Origin of the sequence: Skermanella stibiiresistens SB22, assembly GCF_000576635.1 — a bacterium.
Taxonomy (GTDB): Bacteria; Pseudomonadota; Alphaproteobacteria; order Azospirillales; family Azospirillaceae; genus Skermanella; species Skermanella stibiiresistens.
This window is the reverse complement of sequence record NZ_AVFL01000018.1, coordinates 95,787-114,727: the sequence shown is the minus strand read 5'-3', so window position 1 is coordinate 114,727 and position 18,941 is coordinate 95,787. Positions and strand designations below refer to the sequence as shown.

Genomic DNA, 18,941 nt, shown 5'->3' with positions numbered 1-18,941 from the left:
CGGTTGGGAGCTACGACCAGAAAGGCGTGGCGTCGGCGAAGTTTTCCCAATCCTGGACCAGTTGGGGCTCGATCTGGGTGACACCGCGGGCGTGCCAGCCGATCACCATGCCGCCGCCGATGCGCCACAGGCCAGGCTTGTCCCCGGCGTTCTCGCCCATCCGCTCGTCGGCCAGCCTGCCCATCAGCGTCTCGGCGGTGGCGACGTCGTTCAAGTGGCCCAGATCGTCCTGCAAGGCCGACAGCCGGCGCAGGTACTTGACCGTCGCCTTGTCGCCGTAGAGCGAGCGGAAGAACTCCACCGCGTAGCGCAGTTTCTTCAGCGAGATCCGAAGCTCGTGCCGCTGCTCGGAGCGGAGCTTGGCGAAGTGGGCGCCTCGGCGGCGCGCCTGCTTGTGTCGCTTGGCGAGCAGCCCGTCGGCCAGATCGGTGACGGGATCGAACAGCTTGGCCGCCTCCTCCGACAGCGGTTGCTGCCGCCACGAGCGCGACTCCAGCCACGCGCCCAGCTTCAGCAGCAGGGTGGTGTAGCGGTCGGACAATATGGCGTCGCGCGCCCTGCCATAGGCGCGCTCCCGGCTCGCCAAGGCGGCCTCGCGCAGGGCGGTTAGCGGGCCGCCGGCTTCGCGGTCGCGGTCCAGCGCGCCTTCGACCGGGGCCAGCAGGTCGGCCAGGAAGACATCCAGATCGCGGGCGTTGCCCAGCTCGCTCGCCAGCCATTTGACCTCGCCGGCCAGCCAGTCGTATTGGGCGGGCGGAACCAGCTTGCGGAACAGGGCCAGGGCCGAGCGCAGGCGGCGCAGCGCCACCCGCATTTGATGGACGCCTTCGGGGTCCTCGCCCTTGATCGCGGAGGCCTCGTTCAGCACCACATGCGTCAGGCAGTTGCGCATGATCGAGGCCAGAGCTTGTTCGGCGGTGTGCTCCGGTGTCAGCGTCAGCTTCTCGGCCTTGACGGCGGATTCCGTTTGACCAGCGACCAGCGCGTAGCCACGCTCCGACTTGCTGCGGGTCTCGATCCGCACGGGAGCGATGCCGGAGAGCTCCAGCGCCAAGTCGAACAGCGCCTGGGGATCTCCCGCCTTCAACTCGAGTTCCAGTTCCGCCACCGGCACCACCTCGCCACCCGCGGTTCGGATCTCGCCCTGGTCGATGGCGGCTTCGATGATCGTGTCGGGACCGTGCCCGGCGGCGCCGTTCAGCACCCGGACATGCCGCTTGATATGGCTGGTGAAGACCGGCTTCAGTTCCGCCTGGGTGATGGGACCCAGCAGGCGAAGCGCCTCCTCGTCGGTCACGGCCGACAAGTCGGGCTCGGCGCCGGCGATCTTGCATTCCCACTCGCCTCGGCTGAAGACGCCGCCGGAATGCTCGTTGCCCGCCTTGATGGTCTGGACATGCTCACGGCCCTGCTTGCGGACCCGAAGCGTCACCTCCCGATCCCGCAACCGGAAATCATCGGTGTCGTAATAGGTGCTTTCGAGGTTCTTCGCGGCCGAGCGGCCTGATCCGGCGAAAGCCGGGGAATTCCGAAAACGGGGCAGATGCTGTGGGTCGACCCGCAGCTTCAGCTCGATCTCCTGGCTTGCCATTCTTCGCGTCTCTCAGCCGGACCTGTTTACCGATCCGGATAGTGTCATGAAACTGAAATGATTGACGAACTTTATAGAGGACAGCCGTATCACAAACAATATGTAATATTACTTTAATAAAACTGTCATAATTGAAGCGGTGGAGCTTTGCACTTGAGATTCTTTGTGGCAGCGGGTGGTCTCCTTACGCTCACATCTTCTGCCGTGCCACCTTTCCAGCTGTTGTTCAGGTAGGGTGCTGTCAGGCTAAGCCCAACACGATTAGGAGCGCCCGATCGATCGATGCCATCGTGTCGCCATCAAGGCACCCTACTACGAGGCGGATGCGGTCGGCCCGGATCGCCGCGACCTTGTCGACCATCACCTCGGAAGGGCGGTCGAGACCATTGCCCGCCGTTGGCGCTACTGGGATGCGGAAGTTGCTCCCGCCTGTCAGAAAGCTCGATTCGATGAGGCAAACCAGCACGCTCCCGTGCGTCGGATTGAGCAATTCGGACTGGACGACGACGTTTGGCCTAACCTTTCCATAGTCCCCCTTGGCGGCGACCAGCACGATATCGCCACGCCTCACGCATCATCCCCTTCATCCATCGCACCCTCTATCCATTCCAGGGCATCGAGTTCCGAAGGATTGTGGCTCACGGCCAGTGAGTCACGCCTGACCCGCTCGGCGAATTCGGGAGAGCGTGTGTCTGGTACCCAAACCGTTCTGGGGCGCAGTCCCTTTTCCCGCAAGCGGGTTCGGTAATTCTGTACATTCCGACGGATGTTGTCAGGCGTTGCCATGGGAGCACCTCCTATAACCTGTCATAGGTCTGGTGCCATCGCGATACAAGAGACAGTAGCGGAAGCCCGCATTCGACGTTCCGCCGCCTCCCCATTCAAGATTTCCGCAACACCACCACCTTGGACATGAAGGCCAGGGTCGTCTCGGTGATCTCCAATCCCGCTTCCGAGAACAATCCGCCCAGGTCCTGACGGATGTAGTCGTCGTAATAGGGCTCGTGGAAGGCCAACGGGAACAGGTCCAGCAAACCGTCATAACCGGCCCGGTCGCCCTTCTGAAGGGTCTCGACGAAGACCAGGATGCCGCCCGGCTTCAGCACCCGCGCCATCTCCGCCGCGGCGGCGGCGCGCACCTTGCGGGGCAACTCGTGGAAAAGGTACACGCAGGTGACGGCGTCGAAGCTGGCATCGGCCGCGGGGATGGCCTCCGCCGCCGCCTGGACGAAACGGGTGCGTGACCAGGGCTCCAGCAGCCGGCGGGCCTGATTGAGGTAGTTGGGGCTGAGATCCAGCGCGGTGACGTCGAGCCGGGGATAGTTGTCCTTGACGAAGGTCAGGAACCGGCCCGTGCCGCACGCCACGTCGAGCAGCCTGCTCTCCGCCACCTTGCAATCGCGGAAATGCCGGTGCAAGGGCACCAGCGCCTGCCGCCGCATCGCGTCGGCGCCACCGCCGAACAGCACCTCGACCTGATGGTCGTAGAGTTCCGCCGAATGATCGCTGAGATAGCCGTCGGTCTGATAGTGGAAGTTCTGGAGATAGTAGCGTGGCAGCTTGGAGCCTTCGGCCCGGCGCTCCTCGAACACCTCCGCGTTGATCCGGCCGGCCCGCCGCCGCCGCACCTCCGGCAGGTCCCGGAAGAAGCGCACGGCGTCGCGCAGCACCTTGCCCGGCGGCTCCACCATGTCGTGCGGCATGCGATAGTACCCGGCGTCGATGTTGGCGAAGTCCTGGCGCATCAGCGCCCGCAGGTCCGCCAATAGGGCCGCTCGGCTGGGAGTCCTCAGGTCCTTGGGCCGCTGGTCCTCCGCGACGACGCGGCCGTTCAGCCGTGCCGCCAGGACATACTGCCCAAAGAACCACGAGATGCGGGCGGTCTGGCTGACGGCATAGGCCGCGCGTCCTGCCGGTCCGATCATGGTTCAGGCTCCGTTCTCGTTGGCGATCGTGAAACAGCAAGGCTGGTCCAATACGGCGCCAAGTCAAGCGGTGTGGTTGCGTCCGTTATCGCTTCTCAGTCGACGCCCAGGGCCGCGGCTTGGCGAAGTGGCCGCTCGGCTGCCGCCAACGCGGCGTCGATCCGATCGACCAGATCCTTGGCGGTCGCGGTATCGCCGGCGTGGCAGGCGTCGAGCATGTGGTGGGCCACCGCCTCCACGCCGACCGCGCCGACATTGCTCGATGATCCCTTCAACGTGTGCGCCTCCTTGCCGGCGGTGACGAGGTCGTTCCCGGCCAAGGCCCGGCGGATGCCGGCCGCCGCGTCGCGCCCCGCCTCGACGAACAGGTCGATCAGATCCGCGACCGTGTCCCACCCCATCGCGTCGGCCAATTCCGCCAACCTTTCCGTGTCGATCAGGGGTTCGACCGGGGCGGTCGCCGCGGCGGCACGGGTATTGTCGGCGGCGAGGGCGGGTGCCGTCCAATGATCGAGCTTCTCGTTGACGAGATCCCGGTTGATCGGCTTGGTGACGAAATCGATCATGCCGCAGGTTCGCCATTCCTCTCCCTGGAGGAGATCCGCGTCCGCCGTCATGGCGATGATGGGTACCGATCCGGCCGGGGCGGGCAGGGCGCGGATCTCCCGGGCGGCCTCGAAACCGTCCATCTCCGGCATCTGGATGTCCATCAGGACGGCGTCATAGGGCTGGCGGCGCATGGCCTTCACGGCCTCCAACCCGTTGACCGCCACGTCGATTCGCCGTCCTTCCCCTTTCAGGAGGCCGGCCAGGATACGTCGGCTGATCGGGTCGTCCTCGACCACCAGGATGGTGGTCTCGGTCGTGGCGGGTGGCTCGACGGGGACCGGCTCGACCGGAACCACTTCGGGCGCGGCCACGTCACCGCCGCGTCGGTTGGCCCAATAGCCCAGCGCGTTGGCAAGCTTGCGGCGGTCCACCGGCTTGGCGATGTAGTCGTCCATGCCAGCCGCCAGGCACTTCTGGGGATCGCCCTCCATCGCGTTGGCGGTCATGGCGATGATCGGGACCTCGGCGCGGCCGCCGTTCAGCCTGCGGATCGCCGCGGTCGCCTCGAAACCGTCCATCTCGGGCATCTGGATGTCCATGAAGACGAGATCGTAGGGCAGGTTGCAAATCGCCTCGACCGCCTCCCGTCCGTTGGCGGCGATGTCGACCCGGTGCCCCAGCTTGGTGATCAGGCCGGTGGCGACCTGCTGGTTGACCTGGTTGTCCTCGGCGACCAGGATGCGCAGGCGCCGCGCCGGCACTGCGGCTTCCGCCGGGGCGGACCGCTGATCCTGTCCATCGGGCACGGCGCCGCCCAAGAGTTCGGCCAGCCGGGTCAGCAGGGTGGTGTGGCGGAGCGGCTTGTGCAGGAAGGCGTCGACCTCGACCCCGACCAACTCGTCCTTCAACCCGCCGATGCCGGACGACGAGCACAGGATGATCTTGAGATCGCGCAGCTTCGGGTCGGCGCGGAGGATCGCCAGCAGGTCGATGCCCGACATCTCCGGCATGTTGTGGTCGAGCAGGACGGCGTCGAACGGTGTTCCGGAGCGGCTGGCCTGCCGCAGGGTCATCAGGCCCTCCGCCGCCGAGACGGCGGTGCGCGTCTCCACTCCCCAGGGAGCCAGTTGACGCGCCATGATGTCGCGGTTGACCGCCGTGTCGTCCACGATCAGGACTTGCCGGCCCGCCAGCACCGACCAATCCGCCTGCTTGGCGGCGGGTTCAAGCCCGGTGCGGGGCATCGGGATCTCGAACCAGAAGGTCGAGCCGCGGCCCGGCGTGCTCTCCACCCCGATGGTGCCGCCCATCAGGTCGACCAGCCGCTTGGAGATGACCAGCCCCAGCCCGGTGCCGCCATAGCGGCGGGACGTGGTCGAATCGACCTGCGAGAAGTGGCGGAACAGCCGTCCCATCGCCTCGGGCGGGATGCCGATGCCGGTATCGTCGACGACGAACCGGACGCCACCATCGCCACCATCGCGGGCGGCGAGATCGATCACCTGGAGCGACACGACGCCCTTGGCGGTGAACTTGACCGCGTTGCCGACCAGATTGAGCAGGATCTGGCGCAGGCGGCCGGGATCGCCGCGCACCAGCTTGTGGAGCGAGGGCGGCACGAAGCTGACGATCTCGATCGCCTTGGACAGGGCGCGCGGCGCCAGCAGTTCCACCACCGCCTCCGCCTCGTCCAGGATCGACAGCTCGGTCTCCTCCAGCTCCAGGTGGCCGGCCTCGATCTTGGAGAAGTCCAGGATGTCGTTGATGATGGCCAGCAGGGCCTCGCCGCTCTCGCGGATCGTCTCGGCGTAATAGCGTTGGTCGCCGGTCAGCGCCGTGTCGAGCAGCAGGCCGGTCATGCCGATCACGCCATTCATCGGCGTGCGGATCTCGTGGCTCATGGCGGCCAGGAATTCCGACTTGGCGTGGTCGGCCGCCTCCGCCTTCTCCTTGGCGTCGAGCAGTTCGCGGGCGACCCGGCGCCGCTCGGTCACGTCCACGTAGATGCCGACGGTGCCGCCGTCGGGGGTCCGCCGCTCGGTGCTCTCGATCGAGACGCCGGACGCCATGTGGTGCAGGAAGGGCGAGCCGTCGGCGCGCCGATGCGCCTCCATCCGGCTTCGCAGCCATTCCGCCTCGGCGGCCGAGCCGGCGGTGCAGTAGGACCGCGTCGCCGCGGCGGCCAGCGCGTCGGCGAACCGCGTTCCCGGAACCAGGATGCCTTCGATCGACGCGAACATGCGCCGGTATTCCTGATTGCACAGAACCAGCCGGTCGTCGGCGTCGAACAGGACAAGCCCCTCCGAGATGCTGGCGATGGCGGCGGCCAGCTTCGCTTCCGCCTGGGTGACGCGCCGTTCGGCCTCGACCGAGGCGGTGATGTCGGTCGCGGTGCCGCGATATCCGGCGAACCCGCCCTCGTCGTCGAACAGCGGGGTGCCATTGATGCTGATCGTCCGCATGGCACCGGTGATGTCCTGGAACGATCCCGTCAGTCCGCGGAACGGCCGATGTTCCCGAAGATCGCCGTCGGAGGTCTCGGCCATGACCTCGGGGAGCGTGCGGCCGACCGACAGTTCGGCGGCGGGACCGAGGACCGCCTCGAAGTTGCCCAGGAACCGGCTGAAACGCAGGTCGGCCCCCATCTCCCAGAACCAGTCGGAGGCGGCGGCGGCGAAGTGGCGGAAGCTGCGCTCGCTCTCGCGGATCTCGCGCTCGGCGTTCTTCCTCAGCGTGATGTCCCGGATCACGCCGATGAACTTGCGGCCCTCCTCCAGCGTGATCTCCGCCACCGCCAGCTCGATCGGGAAGATTTCGCCGGAGCGCCTCAGCGCCACCACCTCGCGCTGGCGCCCGATGATCCGCGAGCCGGCACTGCCGCGGTACCCCGCCAGATGGCCGTCATGGGGGGCCGCGTCCGCCAGAGCCATCAGCATCGACAGGTTGCGGCCCCGCAACTCCTCCTCCGAGTAGCCGAACATCGTCTCGATGGCGCGGTTGACGCTCTCGATCACGCCCCGGTCGTTGGCGGTGACGATGCCCTCGCCGACATTGTCCAGGATGGTGCGGGCGACCACGGCACCCTCCGTCCGGATCCGGAGGTTGACCGCCTCCAACTCCTCCTCCATCAGGAGCGTGCTGCGCTCGATCCGGGCGCGTTCCTGATCCGCCTCGGTATAGGCGGCGTCCACCATCTCCAGCAGGGCGGCCATGTCGGGCTGCCCATCGGAGCGGCCGCGCGCCGCCCGCTTGAGTTGGCGCTCCAGCAGCCGGTGCAGGCTCATCGTTCGCCGATGGTCGTGATCGTCATGGTCTGGTTGTGCAGCTCGCATGTCCCGGTGCGCGCCTGTGGCGAGATCTCCCCATAGGAGTAGAAGCCGATGGTGCGGGCGTCGTCGCCGAGCACATCCACCACGCTCTCGACCTCCTCCGACGCGCGCTGGCCCAGCACCAGCTTGCGCCCGATGCACGACACGAGGATGGCGAGGTGTGTACCCTCGGGTGCCCCGCCTTCTCCCGAAGCGATCGTGGCGGCCTCGCCGGCACCGTCGATCAGCTTCTCGAAGCTGGCCCGCATCAGTTGGGCGACGCTGCCTTCAGGAAGGTCTCCGGCGAAGACCATGGTGTTGGTCGCGTCGTCGGTTCCCACGATGGTGCGGACGACCTCGCCGCCGTCGGGCCGGACGATCCGCAGCGGGAACAGCAGCGCCGTTCCCGGCAAGCCCTCGGCCTGATCGCCCAGGTACCGCTTGTAGAGGTCGAGCGCCGGCTGGTTGTCCAGCGTGTGCAGGACGTTGCCGTTGGAGCCGGTGATCCTGCGCTCCGGTCCGAACGGCTGCCAGCCGCCGTAGCTGCCGTGGCCGATCGTGACGGCCTCACCGTAAAAGCCGATCGCCGCGACCCTGCCGGTCTCGGGAGCGTCGCCCGCCCCGACATGGGTGATCTTGAAATCGGCGCCGTCGCCGGCCAGTCCACCGGTGATGGTGATGTCGCCGCCCAGCACGTCCTGAAGGCCGCGGATCAGGTCGCTGCCGTTGATCCCGGTCCCGTCCGACAGCACGAACAGCGCCCGCAAGCCATCGGCCGCGAATTCGGCGGCCAGCCGGCGGCCGACCTCGTGGGAGGTGTCCGCGCCGATCCGGACCTTGGCGATCTGGACGGTGGTCGATTCGAACTCGATCGCCGCGGCGACCAGGGAGTCGTCGAACACCTCGTCCCCCAGGATTTCGCCGCCGGTGGAGCATCCGACCAGAGGGGCACCGGGAAAGCGCGCGGCAAGTTCGGACAGGCGCGCCGTCAGGCCGTCCAGTCCCCCATTCAGTCCAGGGCTGAAGAAATAGAGGACGAAATCGGCCGAATCCAGATTATCGGAAGGTGTCGAGACCTCCCATCCCTGCTTTGGGGTCCAGGCAAGCTGTTTGACGCGCATATCCCGCAACTCCGGAGAATAGCCAAGGGCGACGCAGCCCACGGCGCTGACCTGAAGTCACAAGGATTACCCGCGATACGAGAGTTAATCCACATCTCCTTTCTCTTTACTGCCTAAAAAGGGGAGTGAATAACTTATTAGAAGACTTATGGTCTTCCCGCCGCCAGCGCCGGTGCCTGGACCTGTGTCGGCTGGGACTCGATCATGGCTGGCGCAGTACCGTCGCCCCGCACGTGGATCGTGCGCTGCGGCAGCGGCATGACGATGCCAAGCTCGTCGAACCGGCGTTTCATGCGGCGGTTGAACTCGCGGCCCACCGTCCATTGCTGGATCGGCCGGGTCTTGATCCGGGCCTTGACGATGATCGCGTTCTCCATGAAGGCGTCGACGCCCAGGATTTCGATCGGCTCCAGGATCAGGCGGCCGAACTGCGGCGTCTGCTGCAATTCCGAGCCCAATTCCTTGAGCACGCCGATCACGCGGTCGGTGTCGTCGTCATAGCTGACCCGGATGTCCATGACGTAGTACGAGAAGTCCTTGGTCAGGTTCAGCACCGAGTTGACTTGGCTGAACGGGATCGAGTGGACGCCGCCCGCCTGATCGCGCAGCTTGATCGTCCGGATGGTGATCGCCTCGACCAAACCGCTGTGGCCGCCGCCGACATCGACCACGTCGCCGACCGAGATCGTGTCCTCGAACAGGATGAACAGCCCGGTGATGACGTCCTTGACCAGCGTCTGCGATCCGAAGCCGATCGCCAGGCCGATGACGCCGGCACCGGCCAGCAGGGGCGCTATGTTGACGCCGACCTCGGACAGGACCACCAAGCTGACGACGGTGATCAGCACGACCATCACGGCGTTGCGGAGCAGCGGCAGGAGCGTGCGGACCCGGGCGCTGCGCTCGATCCGGGTGCCGTAGCGGTCGGTCCCTGTCAGGTAGTGCTCGACCAGATTGCTGGTGATCTCCCACGCGATCACCGACATGACGACGACCACGCCGATGGAGATGGCGCTGGAGCTGATCCGCTGTCCCAGGGGCGATTCAAGCCACGAGAAGCTGTCGACACCCCAGGCGTTGAGCACGGCCAGCAGCGCGAAGAACCAGATCACCGCCTTGATCACCCGCTGGAAGATCGGCAGGTAGCGGTTCGCCCGTTCCTCCAGGTAGGGGAACTGCAGCTTGACCTCGGGCGAGATCGAGAAGCCATGGCGGATCGCCGCGTCGATCAGGTTGACCACGATCCGCGCCGCGATCAGGACCAGCATGGACAGGCCGGTCGCCCTCAGCATGTATTCGAAGCCGTCCTGCACGCTGAGCGCCCAGATGCCGTAGATCACCATCAGATAGAGGATCGCCAGGATGTGCCAGACATCGGCCAGCCGGCGGCGGGCGGCGCGGAACGCGCCGCTTCGGTTGCCGGACGCGATCTCCTGCGCCTCGACATGGCCGTTGCCACCGCCCGACAGGGGTCGCCCTCGCAGCCATTCCCCGACCTCGCGGCGGTTCTGCAGGATCAGGATGATCAGCATCGCCGTGATGACCAGCCCAACCAGCTTGAGCAGCGCCTCGTACGAGCCGCTGGGCAGCCCGAGCATGTAGGCGGCTTCCGCGATGAAATAGCCATAGACGGCCAGATAGGCCAGACGCCGGGCCCAGATGTAGCCGTAATGGGCCGACTCGGCGCCGATCGGCAGCATGCGCAGGTTGGCGGCGGTGGGGGCCAGGACACCGCGCGCCAGCGCCAGGATGAGCTGGATCAGGATCGTGGCGTTGATCACGATCAGGGCGACCAGCCGGACCACAAGCGGCGGATCGGTGATCGACAGCGTGCCATAGCCCGCGATGGCGAAGGCGCCGATCGGCACAAGTTCCAGCAGGGTACGGAGGATGACCAATGGGATCCTCGCCACGATCCGCTCGGTCCGCCGGTTCTCGATCGAGGCGCGGGCGCGCCGCAGCAGCCGCGACATCGCGGCGCTCGCCAGGAAACCGGCGCCGACGGCCAGCACCAATTGCAGCGCCACCTGGATCCAGCGGTCCCGGCGCATCTCGTCTGTCGCCTGTCCCTGGAGCCAGTCCACCGTGTCGGGCAGGTCGGCGAAGACGCTGCTGATCGCGATCATCTGGCGGCTGAGCCGACCGACCCGTTCCGACATGAACTCCAGCACCTTGGAGCTTGGCGGCTCGACCTCCTGGGACTGGGTCTGTGCGCGCGCCTGCAACAAGGCGCGGAGCTGGGCCGTCAGCCTGTCGCGGGCGGCGGGATCCTCCAGGGTCGCCAGCAAGTCCTGGAGCTGGCGCGTGGGGTCCTGCTCCTGGGCCGTGGGAGCAGCCGACGCGGTTGCCGAGCCTCCTGGCATCGCCCCTCCTGGGGAAACCTGCGCGTGGGCGGGCTGGAGGGTCGCCAGGCCGCAGAGCGACAGGGCCAGGACGGGCAGGACCACCATGAGGCCGAGCGCCGACCGGCCGAGGATACGGTCGATCATCATCCGTTCGCTTGATCCATGTTTCCGGGAAACAACGTTTCTGACGCGGGAACATTAACGCGGGTGGCAATGGCAAGCCACCCGACGCGGTGTGTGCCCGGCGCGGTTTGTCCTTGTCGAGCCAAAAACCCGCCAAGCCCCGAAACGTTGCGCCGGTGGCGATATCGAATGAAGTAGGTCCGCCGAATGGAACCCTCAGACGGTGGGCGGGCGAAGCGTCAGATAGATCAGGCCGGACGAGACGGCGTCGGCGACGGGGCTTGGCGTCCCTCGCTCCGGCAGGTCGAGATCCTTGAGGATCGCGTCGAAGCGCAGGTCGGCGGCGGCGCGTCCGGTCACCGGCCGGTTCTGGTCGTAATAGAGGCTCGACACCTCGATCACCGGATTGGGGATCTGGATGCCGATCCGCGGCTTGATCACTCGGTCGAGCAGGGTGACGGCGAAGGCCAGGTAATACCCGACCAGCGGCCTGGACCCGACGAAACGCAGCAGATCGAGCGCGATATCCTCGGCGCACCCGTCCGGTCCCACCGTCAAACGTTTTCGCTGGCTGGTCAGTAGCAGGTTGCCCCGGATCGGGATGGCCACGACCTCCAGCAGCTCCGCCTTCTCCGCGTCGAAGGAACTGGCGCCGACGGCCAGGGCGATCGCCTCGCCACTGGTGTCCTCGTCGAACAGGAAGGCGTAGGCGGGATCGGTCAGGTGGCGCCGGTTGAATGACTTGCGGAGATCCGACAGCATGATCAGAACATCTTCAGGTGAAAGTGATAGGTGACGAATTCCTTGAACCGCTTGACGATCGACAGCGAGTCCTTCAACTGGTCCCGTTCGAGCCGGTTCAAGCGATCGGGCCGGATCAGGTTGTCCGTCTGAGTGCCGATGTCGCCCTCGGCCAGCCGCAGCTTGAGCCGCAGTTCCAGCAGGGCCAGCAAGGCTTCCTTCAGTTCGGTCGCCATGGTGGCGTCGAACACGTTCAAAGCCTGGAGCGCGTGGATGCGGTCGATCGTGTTGCGCTCGGTCAGGCGTTTCTCCAGCGCCAGGCTGCGCACGCCATGGACCAGGGGGAAGATGCCGCCCTTCTTGATGTCGAGCTGTTCGCCCTTGAGGTGCGAGAACAGGCCGATCGGCGTGTCGAAGCTGAGCGTCGGCCGGGCGAAGTGGGAAAAGAACATGTCGTTGCTGGACAGCGTGTCGATCAGGTAGTCGCGCGCCTGATCGAGCAGGCTGGCGTCGCCAGCGACGGCCGCCGCGTCGTAGAAGATCGCGAGGTTCAACTGCGCGCTCTCGTCGGGGTGGTGGACCCAGCCGTGGATAGCCGATCGATAGCCGGCCAGCGGCCGTGTCCATTCCGGCGTGTTGACCATGATGCCGCCGGGGCACGGGGGATAGCCGAACTCGATCAGCCCCTTGGAGAACTCCGCCGTGATCGCGTCCAGGCCGGGGCAGGTGTAGCCGTCGCGGAGGATCAGACCGTTGTCTTGGTCGGTCTTGAGGATCTGCTCGCCGCGACCCTCGCTGCCCATCACGATCAGGCAGGAATTCGCCACCAGATCCGGTGGAGCCAGCAGTTCGAAAAGCTTGGCGAAGATGCGGCGGTTGAGCGCCGTGACCATCTCGGCGATGAACTGGACCTTGACGCCATTGCCGTGCAGCGCCTGTATCAGCGTCGGGATCTCGGCGGAGGCGGCGCGCAGGTCGACCAGATCGGAGGCGCGTTCGACCCGGATCGCGACGATATGCGAGTTGTTGGACAGGAAGCCCAGCAGGTCGACCTGCTCCAGGATGCCGACGATCGTCTCGCCCTCGGTCACGACCACGCGGCGGATGCCGTGCTTGGTCATGACCACCAGGGCGTTGAACAGGAAATCGTCGATCTCCAGCGAGATCATGGAATAGCTCGCGAGTGGCCCGACCGGGGAATGGGTCGGCGCGCCATCCAGGATCACCGCGTCGCGCAGGTCGCGGTCGCTGAGGATGCCGACCGGTCCACCCTTGCCGTCACGCACCAGCAGCGAGGTCGACCGCGTCGCCTTCATGGCGGCGACGGCGTCGCGCGCGGTGCAATCGGGCGCCACATAGGTCGCGGGATGGATATAGGCCTGCCGGATGCGGGCCATCATGAACGACGTCATCTCGCGGTTGGCCTGACGCACCGCCAAGTCGCGCAGCCGTTCGACCATCTCCTGGTGGAACCAGGCGCCGAAGGGGGGATTGGCCCGGATCAGGTCCAGGAACGTCTCCCGGGGCAGCAAATGGCAGACGGTGTCCTCGCGGGCGACGAAGACGTTCGTGCCGGGCGATCCGAGGAGCGCCTTGACGTCGAAGCTCTCGCCCGGACCATAGGCCGCCAGCACCTCGGTCCCGTTCAACTCGTGGACCAGCCCTTTCAGGACGACGTGGAGACGCTCCGCCCCGTCGGTGCCGCCCGAGGTGGTGGGTCCCGGATTGGTGGTACCCGGAGTGGTGGGAATCGTGGCGCCCTTGGGCCAGACCGCGAGATCGGCGGCGGCCGCCACGCGGTCCCGCTCCCCCTCGGTCAGGCGGTCGAAAGGTGTGCTGGTGAAACTGAGGGCTTCGGGCACGTCGGCGCCCCTTCGGTGTTTGAGGTCAAGAAAAACGCCCCAAGGTTTGACATCCTTGGGGCGTCTTGGCGAGATCCCGGGTCACGGGGGATCACCCCCGTGACGATTTGGTACAAGCGTTCGGGAACTCAGTGCGAGGCGCCCTCGGCGCCCAGGCCGGTCTGCGACCGGATGTACTGGGCCTCGAAGGCCGCTTCCTCGTCGGCGGCGTTCTGGCTCTTGTCCATGATCGAGAACAGCCAGGTGCCGATGAAGGCGAGCGGAACCGAGAAGATCGCCGGGTTGTCGTAGGGGAAGGGCGCGCTGCCCTTGACGTTGCCCAGCACGCTCTCCCACACGGTCGGGCCCAGGATCACCATCACCGTGGCGCTGATCAGGCCGAGGAAGCCGCCGATCAGGGCGCCGCGCGTCGTCAGCTTCTTCCAGAACATCGACATCACGATGATCGGGAAGTTGGCCGAGGCGGCGATGGCGAAGGCCAAGCCGACCATGAAGGCGATGTTCTGCTGCTCGAAGGCGATGCCCAGGACCATCGCGAGGACGCCGAGGACCACGGTCGCCATCTTCGACACCCGGATTTCCTGCACCTCGTTGACCCGGCCGCGGCGGAAGACCGAGGCGTAGAGGTCGTGGGACACGGCGGAGGCGCCCGCCAGCGTCAGGCCCGACACCACCGCGAGGATCGTGGCGAACGCGACGGCCGAGATGAAGCCCATGAACAGGTCGCCGCCGACCGCCTTGGAGAGATGGATGGCGCCCATGTTGTTGCCACCGATCATGTCCTTCAGCTTGTCGTAGGTGACGCCGTCGGCGCCGAGCTTGAAGTAGCTGGGATCGTTCATCAGGAGGACGATGGCGCCGAAGCCGATGATGAAGGTCAGGATGTAGAAGTAGCCGATGAAGCCGGTGGCGTAGAAGACCGACTTGCGGGCCTCCTTGGCGTCGGCGACGGTGAAGAAGCGCATCAGGATGTGCGGCAATCCTGCCGTGCCGAACATCAGTGCTATGCCCAGCGAGATCGCCGAGACCGGGTCCTTGACCAGGGTGCCGGGCTCCATGATCGCCAGATGCTTCGGGTGGATTTCGACGGCGGCCTGGAACAGGGCGGCGAAGTTGAAGTTGTAGGTGACCAGCACCATCAGCGCCATGAACGAGGCGCCGGACAGCAGCAGGACAGCCTTGATGATCTGCACCCAGGTGGTGGCCAGCATGCCGCCGAACGTCACGTACATGACCATCAGGACGCCGACCAGGATGACCGCGTAATTGTATTGCAGGCCGAACAGCAGCTGGATCAGCTTGCCGGCGCCGACCATCTGGGCGATCAGGTACAGCGCCACGACGACCAGCGAGCCCGACGCCGCCAGCGTGCGGATGGGGGTCTGCTGGAGGCGGTAGGACGCCACGTCGGCGAAGGTGTACTTGCCGAGGTTGCGCAACTGCTCCGCGATCAGGAACAGGATGACCGGCCAGCCGACCAGGAAGCCGATCGAGTAGATCAGCCCGTCGAAGCCCGAGGTGTAGACCAGGGCCGAGATGCCCAGGAACGAGGCCGCCGACATGTAGTCACCGGCGATCGCCAGGCCGTTCTGGAAGCCGGTGATGCCGCCGCCGGCCGCGTAGAAGTCCTTGGCCGACTTGGTCTTGGATGCCGCCCAATAGGTGATCCCGAGTGTCGCCACCACGAAGATCAGGAACATGATGATGGCGGTCCAGTTGGTCGCCTGCTTCTGGACCGCGCCGGCGATCGCGTCGGCGGCCAGCGCCACGCCGGGAACCGCCAGGGCGGCGGCGGCGGCCGATGCCGCCGCGGATGCTGCGATGACGCGCTTCATTATTTCGTTTCCTCGATGATCTGCCGGTTCAGTTCGTCGAACTCGGAATTGGCGCGGCGCACGTAGATGCCGGTCAGCACGAAGGCGGAGACGATGATCGCCGCGCCAAGCGGGATCCCCAGGGTGATCACGCCGAAGATTGGCGTGCCCAGCAATTTCGGGGCGAACCCGACGACGAGGATGAAGCCGTAATAGATCACCAGCATCACGATCGACAGGGTCCAACCGAAGGCGGTACGCTTGCTCGTAAGCTCCGCGAATTTGGGGTTGTTCCTGATTTTCGTTGTTAACTCTCGCTGCATCCGGGGGTCCCCTCGTTTTGTCGGAGCGACATCGTTGAAATGAAGCTCTGCTTTTAGTCGCGGGATGGTACCGAAACATTCAGCTGTGGGGACTGATCTGGATCAATTCTTGTGCGGTGCGTGATGGTCGAGGGCATTGGCCGCCGTCCGGAGGATGTCGACCTCGGCGTCCCAGCCAATCGCCGCGGCGGTTTCGCCCCTCGACCTGGCATCCAGGGCCAATCGTCGCAGCAGGCGGATGCGGCTGCCAATTTCGCCGATCACGGCCGCGATCGACGCGTCCAATGGAAATCGGGCTGATAAGGACAGGGACTCCGGGGTGTAGTCGTGTCCTCCCGGGCAGCGATAGCGCGCGCCGTCCTGGTTCCAGTCCAATGCCGCGCCACAGGCCGGACATCCAAGTGGGTTGACCGAAGCGGCCGGGATGATCGCCTTGTCGCCCGCGACCAGTTTGACCAGCAGATCCGCGATCCCAGCCAGCGGGACGACGAAATCGACGGGTGTCGCCGCCATGGCGTTGCGCGGCATGTCGGGCCAGCGGGCGTCCGAGGGATCCTGGACGACGCCGATGCCACCCCGTCGCTTGACGGCGGCCAGCCCAGCGCTGCCGTCATCGAGCAGTCCCGTCAGCACGACCCCGATCACCCGGTCTCCGAACGCGGTGGCCGCGGAGCGGAACAGCGGGTCCACGGCCGGCCGGGCCCGCTTCTCGCGGACACCATGGTCCAGTGCGATCACGCCGCCATCACCGGACATCCCGACCCTCATGTGATGATCGGGCGGGGCCACCAGGATGACGCCCGGTTCGATCGGGGCGCCGTCATACCCGTTCCGCGCGCGCAGCGGGCCGGCGCGGGCCAGCAGGGAGGCGAGCCGGCTCGGCAGGTTGGGCGTCATGTGGACGACGATCAGGATCGCGGCGGGGAAGTCCGGCGGCAAGCCGGCCACCAGGGCCTGGAGCGCCTGGACGCCCCCGGCCGACGCGCCGATCACGATGATGTCCCGTCTGTTTCCCGCCATCACGACTTCCAGATCATGCGCGACGTCAACACCGCCGACGCCGTTTCCTCCCATGCCATCCACGGTGCCGTTCGCGCCGCGTCACGCGAGAAGCGGGAACTTCTCATCCCGACGGCCATTAGACGTATGGGTCGTCTGCAGGATCCCCGGTCGTTCACCCTCGCACCAGTACCGTGTTTTCGAATCAGCGGGATGTAGGGTAGGTCGGGGGAACCTCATGGCGCCCATCGAATTCCTCTTCACTCCGCGGGTGGGCGAATGGTGCGTGGACATGGGTGTGGAACGCCGCGGACCTCGACCAAGCCGGTGGCGCGCCAGGGACGGCGTTGGGACGCTGGAACCGTCCCCGCGGATCGGGTCGGACGCCGGATGGGTTGGAGCTGAACCATGGCGGAAGCCATCAGGAAAGGATCGCCGATGGTCAGTTCGCCGGATGGCGAGCAGGATGCCTGGCAAGTCATCCAGGATTTGCGCCAGCGACTGGTCGTGGCGAGACTTGAAGGCGAGCAGTCGCTGATCGATTGCGAGGAGTTGCGCGAGCAGGTCGGTCTCTACGCCGGGGAATGCGCGACCCTGGAGGCCCAGCTGGAGGCCGTCGCCGCGCGGTTGGCCCGGGCGGAACGGGCCCTGGTGGATATCCGGCATCAACGTGACGAGGAGCGGGCATACCGGCGTTCGCTGGAGCGGCAATTGCTCGCGAGCCGCATGGAGGCCGAGACCGCCGAGGAGGAGTTCCGCGTGGCGCTCGAGGAACTGGACCACTCGTCGCGCGATCTGGCGGAAAGCAATGAAAGTCTCCGGAATCTCAACGAAACCTTGGAGAGGCAGGTCGATCAGCGAACCTCCGCGTTGCGGGCCGCCTTGGCCGACCGGGACGCCCTGATCCACGAGATCCACCATCAGACCCGCAACAACCTGCAAGTCATCTCCAGCCTGCTCAACCTCCAGGCATCCCGGCTGGAGGAGCCGAGCGCCAGCGAGGTGCGGAAGAGCTTCGGGCGGATACAGACCATGAGTCTGGTCCACGGCTTGGTGTTCGACGATAGCAGTACCGCCGACACACCGCTTCGGCCTCTTCTCGTCACGGTCTGCGACAGCCTGACCAGGGAATCCGACGGTTCCTCGACCAAGACCATGGTGCGGGTGACGGGTGACGATGGACTGGTTCCCTTGAAGGCGGCTGGCCCCTTGGCGCTGATCGTGGCGGAACTCATCGGAAACTCGCTGGCCCACGCGTTCACGTCGTCTGGCGGCGCCGTGGAGATCAACATCACCGGCCGCCGGCGGGTGACCGGGATCACCGTCAGCGACGATGGCATTGGTCTGGACGACGCCCGCACCGCCACCCGCAAGGGACTGGGGCTCCTGCTGGTCCGGACGCTGGCGCGGCAGATCGGGGCGCGCCTGTGCTTCCTGTCCTCCGGAACGCCGGACGCACCCACCGGCCATCGGGGCACCTCGGTCGAAATCCTGCTGCCCTGGGCGGCGGAGTGATAGGCTGGGGTCCCACGACCCCACTCCGAGGGAGCAATCCGTGCCGCCGGTCCTCGGCATCGTCATTCCCACCCTCGACGCCGCCTCGCTGAACCGGACGCTCGACCGGATCGGCCCCATCGCCTTGGCGGAGGGCTGGCCGATCCTGATATCCGACGGCGGCTCGACGGACCGACCCGCCGAACGTCCGGGAGTCCGCGTCATCCTGGCGTCCCGTGGCCGCGGCCAGCAACTGGCGGCCGGAGCCGAAGCGCTTCTCGGCGGCGGCGTCGAGTGGCTGTTCTTCCTCCACGCCGATAGTTTGCCAAGTGCGGGATGGCGGGAAGCGATCGCTGGTTTCATCGCCGAGCCCAGAAACGAGGGCCGCGCCGGATATGGTCGGTTGGCGCTCGATGACACGGCGCCCGCCGCCCGCCGGATAGAGGCCTTGGTCGCCTGGCGCTGCCGCTGGCTGGGCCTGCCCTATGGCGACCAGGGATTGCTGATCCACCGCGATCTCTACCGCGAGGTCGGCGGCTTCCCCGCGGTGCCGCTGATGGAGGACGTGACGATCGTCCGCAGCGTCGGGCGGGACCGTCTGGCCCAGCTTCCCTTCACCATGACGACATCGGCGGAGAGGTACCGGCGCGGCGGGTACATCCGCCGCCCACTCCGCAACCTGGGCTGCCTCGTCCTCCATCTGGCCGGAGTGCCGTCCGACCGCATCCGCCGGCTGTACGGCTGAA

14 protein-coding genes are annotated in these 18,941 nt (G+C 66.3%); 2 read left to right on the top strand and 12 right to left on the bottom strand.

What is annotated here, in order from left to right:
* Nucleotides 1-10 precede the first annotated feature (10 nt).
* The 12 genes from N825_RS22270 to N825_RS22220 all read right to left on the bottom strand — a co-directional run bounded on the left by N825_RS22270 (nt 11) and on the right by N825_RS22220 (nt 16,722).
* Complete coding sequence (locus tag N825_RS22270; protein WP_037457146.1) at nt 11-1,591, bottom strand: CYTH and CHAD domain-containing protein; 1,581 nt, start codon at nt 1,589-1,591, stop codon at nt 11-13.
* Nucleotides 1,592-1,832: 241 nt separating this feature from the next.
* Nucleotides 1,833-2,162 (bottom strand): type II toxin-antitoxin system PemK/MazF family toxin, encoded by a 330-nt coding sequence (locus N825_RS22265; RefSeq protein ID WP_037457144.1) that lies wholly within the window; start codon nt 2,160-2,162, stop codon nt 1,833-1,835.
* Complete coding sequence (locus N825_RS41030) at nt 2,159-2,377, bottom strand: antitoxin MazE family protein (protein WP_084164968.1); 219 nt, start codon at nt 2,375-2,377, stop codon at nt 2,159-2,161. The genes N825_RS22265 and N825_RS41030 overlap by 4 nt, the downstream gene beginning before the upstream one ends.
* A 95-nt stretch (nt 2,378-2,472) precedes the next feature.
* Nucleotides 2,473-3,516 carry a class I SAM-dependent methyltransferase gene (locus tag N825_RS22260; RefSeq protein ID WP_037457142.1) on the bottom strand — a complete coding sequence of 348 codons (1,044 nt, stop codon included), beginning with the start codon at nt 3,514-3,516 and terminating at the stop codon, nt 2,473-2,475.
* 95 nt (nt 3,517-3,611) lie between these two features.
* Nucleotides 3,612-7,349: a response regulator gene (locus N825_RS36800; RefSeq protein ID WP_051512766.1), complete on the bottom strand. Its 3,738-nt coding sequence runs from the start codon at nt 7,347-7,349 to the stop codon at nt 3,612-3,614.
* On the bottom strand, nt 7,346-8,494 hold the full coding sequence (locus N825_RS22250; protein ID WP_037457281.1) for an FIST signal transduction protein: 1,149 nt from the start codon (nt 8,492-8,494) through the stop codon (nt 7,346-7,348). The genes N825_RS36800 and N825_RS22250 overlap by 4 nt, the downstream gene beginning before the upstream one ends.
* A gap of 146 nt (nt 8,495-8,640) precedes the next feature.
* Nucleotides 8,641-10,986 (bottom strand): mechanosensitive ion channel domain-containing protein, encoded by a 2,346-nt coding sequence (locus N825_RS22245; RefSeq protein ID WP_063833908.1) that lies wholly within the window; start codon nt 10,984-10,986, stop codon nt 8,641-8,643.
* Nucleotides 10,987-11,178: 192 nt separating this feature from the next.
* The gene (locus N825_RS22240; RefSeq protein WP_037457140.1) at nt 11,179-11,724 is read right to left on the bottom strand and encodes a 3'-5' exonuclease family protein; all 546 of its coding nucleotides are present in this window, start codon (nt 11,722-11,724) and stop codon (nt 11,179-11,181) included.
* A gap of 2 nt (nt 11,725-11,726) precedes the next feature.
* Nucleotides 11,727-13,565, bottom strand: coding sequence for a putative nucleotidyltransferase substrate binding domain-containing protein (locus N825_RS22235; RefSeq protein ID WP_037457136.1), 1,839 nt, complete (start codon nt 13,563-13,565; stop codon nt 11,727-11,729).
* A 128-nt stretch (nt 13,566-13,693) separates the two neighbouring features.
* Nucleotides 13,694-15,400, bottom strand: coding sequence for a cation acetate symporter (locus tag N825_RS22230; RefSeq protein ID WP_037457135.1), 1,707 nt, complete (start codon nt 15,398-15,400; stop codon nt 13,694-13,696).
* On the bottom strand, nt 15,400-15,702 hold the full coding sequence (locus tag N825_RS22225; protein WP_037457132.1) for a DUF485 domain-containing protein: 303 nt from the start codon (nt 15,700-15,702) through the stop codon (nt 15,400-15,402). Before N825_RS22225 ends, N825_RS22230 begins: the two co-directional genes overlap by 1 nt.
* 102 nt (nt 15,703-15,804) lie before the next feature.
* On the bottom strand, nt 15,805-16,722 hold the full coding sequence (locus tag N825_RS22220) for a chemotaxis protein CheB (RefSeq protein WP_198038824.1): 918 nt from the start codon (nt 16,720-16,722) through the stop codon (nt 15,805-15,807).
* A 387-nt stretch (nt 16,723-17,109) separates the two neighbouring features.
* On the opposite strand from N825_RS22220, the gene N825_RS22215 reads away from it, so the two are divergent.
* Nucleotides 17,110-18,216: a sensor histidine kinase gene (locus N825_RS22215; protein ID WP_037457131.1), complete on the top strand. Its 1,107-nt coding sequence runs from the start codon at nt 17,110-17,112 to the stop codon at nt 18,214-18,216.
* Between the two features lie 40 nt (nt 18,217-18,256).
* Nucleotides 18,257-18,940 (top strand): glycosyltransferase family protein, encoded by a 684-nt coding sequence (locus tag N825_RS22210; RefSeq protein WP_037457129.1) that lies wholly within the window; start codon nt 18,257-18,259, stop codon nt 18,938-18,940.
* Nucleotide 18,941 lies beyond the last annotated feature (1 nt).

What these genes read in the sequence shown, in the direction of transcription:
- N825_RS41030 (WP_084164968.1), bottom strand. Translation starts at nt 2,377, where the DNA reads ATGGCAACGCCTGACAACATCCGTCGGAATGTACAGAATTACCGAACC.
- N825_RS22270 (WP_037457146.1), bottom strand. Translation starts at nt 1,591, where the DNA reads ATGGCAAGCCAGGAGATCGAGCTGAAGCTGCGGGTCGACCCACAGCAT.
- N825_RS22260 (WP_037457142.1), bottom strand. Translation starts at nt 3,516, where the DNA reads ATGATCGGACCGGCAGGACGCGCGGCCTATGCCGTCAGCCAGACCGCC.
- N825_RS22250 (WP_037457281.1), bottom strand. Translation starts at nt 8,494, where the DNA reads ATGCGCGTCAAACAGCTTGCCTGGACCCCAAAGCAGGGATGGGAGGTC.
- N825_RS22230 (WP_037457135.1), bottom strand. Translation starts at nt 15,400, where the DNA reads ATGAAGCGCGTCATCGCAGCATCCGCGGCGGCATCGGCCGCCGCCGCC.
- N825_RS22225 (WP_037457132.1), bottom strand. Translation starts at nt 15,702, where the DNA reads ATGCAGCGAGAGTTAACAACGAAAATCAGGAACAACCCCAAATTCGCG.
- N825_RS22245 (WP_063833908.1), bottom strand. Translation starts at nt 10,986, where the DNA reads ATGATGATCGACCGTATCCTCGGCCGGTCGGCGCTCGGCCTCATGGTG.
- N825_RS22215 (WP_037457131.1), top strand. Translation starts at nt 17,110, where the DNA reads ATGGCGGAAGCCATCAGGAAAGGATCGCCGATGGTCAGTTCGCCGGAT.
- N825_RS36800 (WP_051512766.1), bottom strand. Translation starts at nt 7,349, where the DNA reads ATGAGCCTGCACCGGCTGCTGGAGCGCCAACTCAAGCGGGCGGCGCGC.
- N825_RS22240 (WP_037457140.1), bottom strand. Translation starts at nt 11,724, where the DNA reads ATGCTGTCGGATCTCCGCAAGTCATTCAACCGGCGCCACCTGACCGAT.
- N825_RS22220 (WP_198038824.1), bottom strand. Translation starts at nt 16,722, where the DNA reads ATGGCGGGAAACAGACGGGACATCATCGTGATCGGCGCGTCGGCCGGG.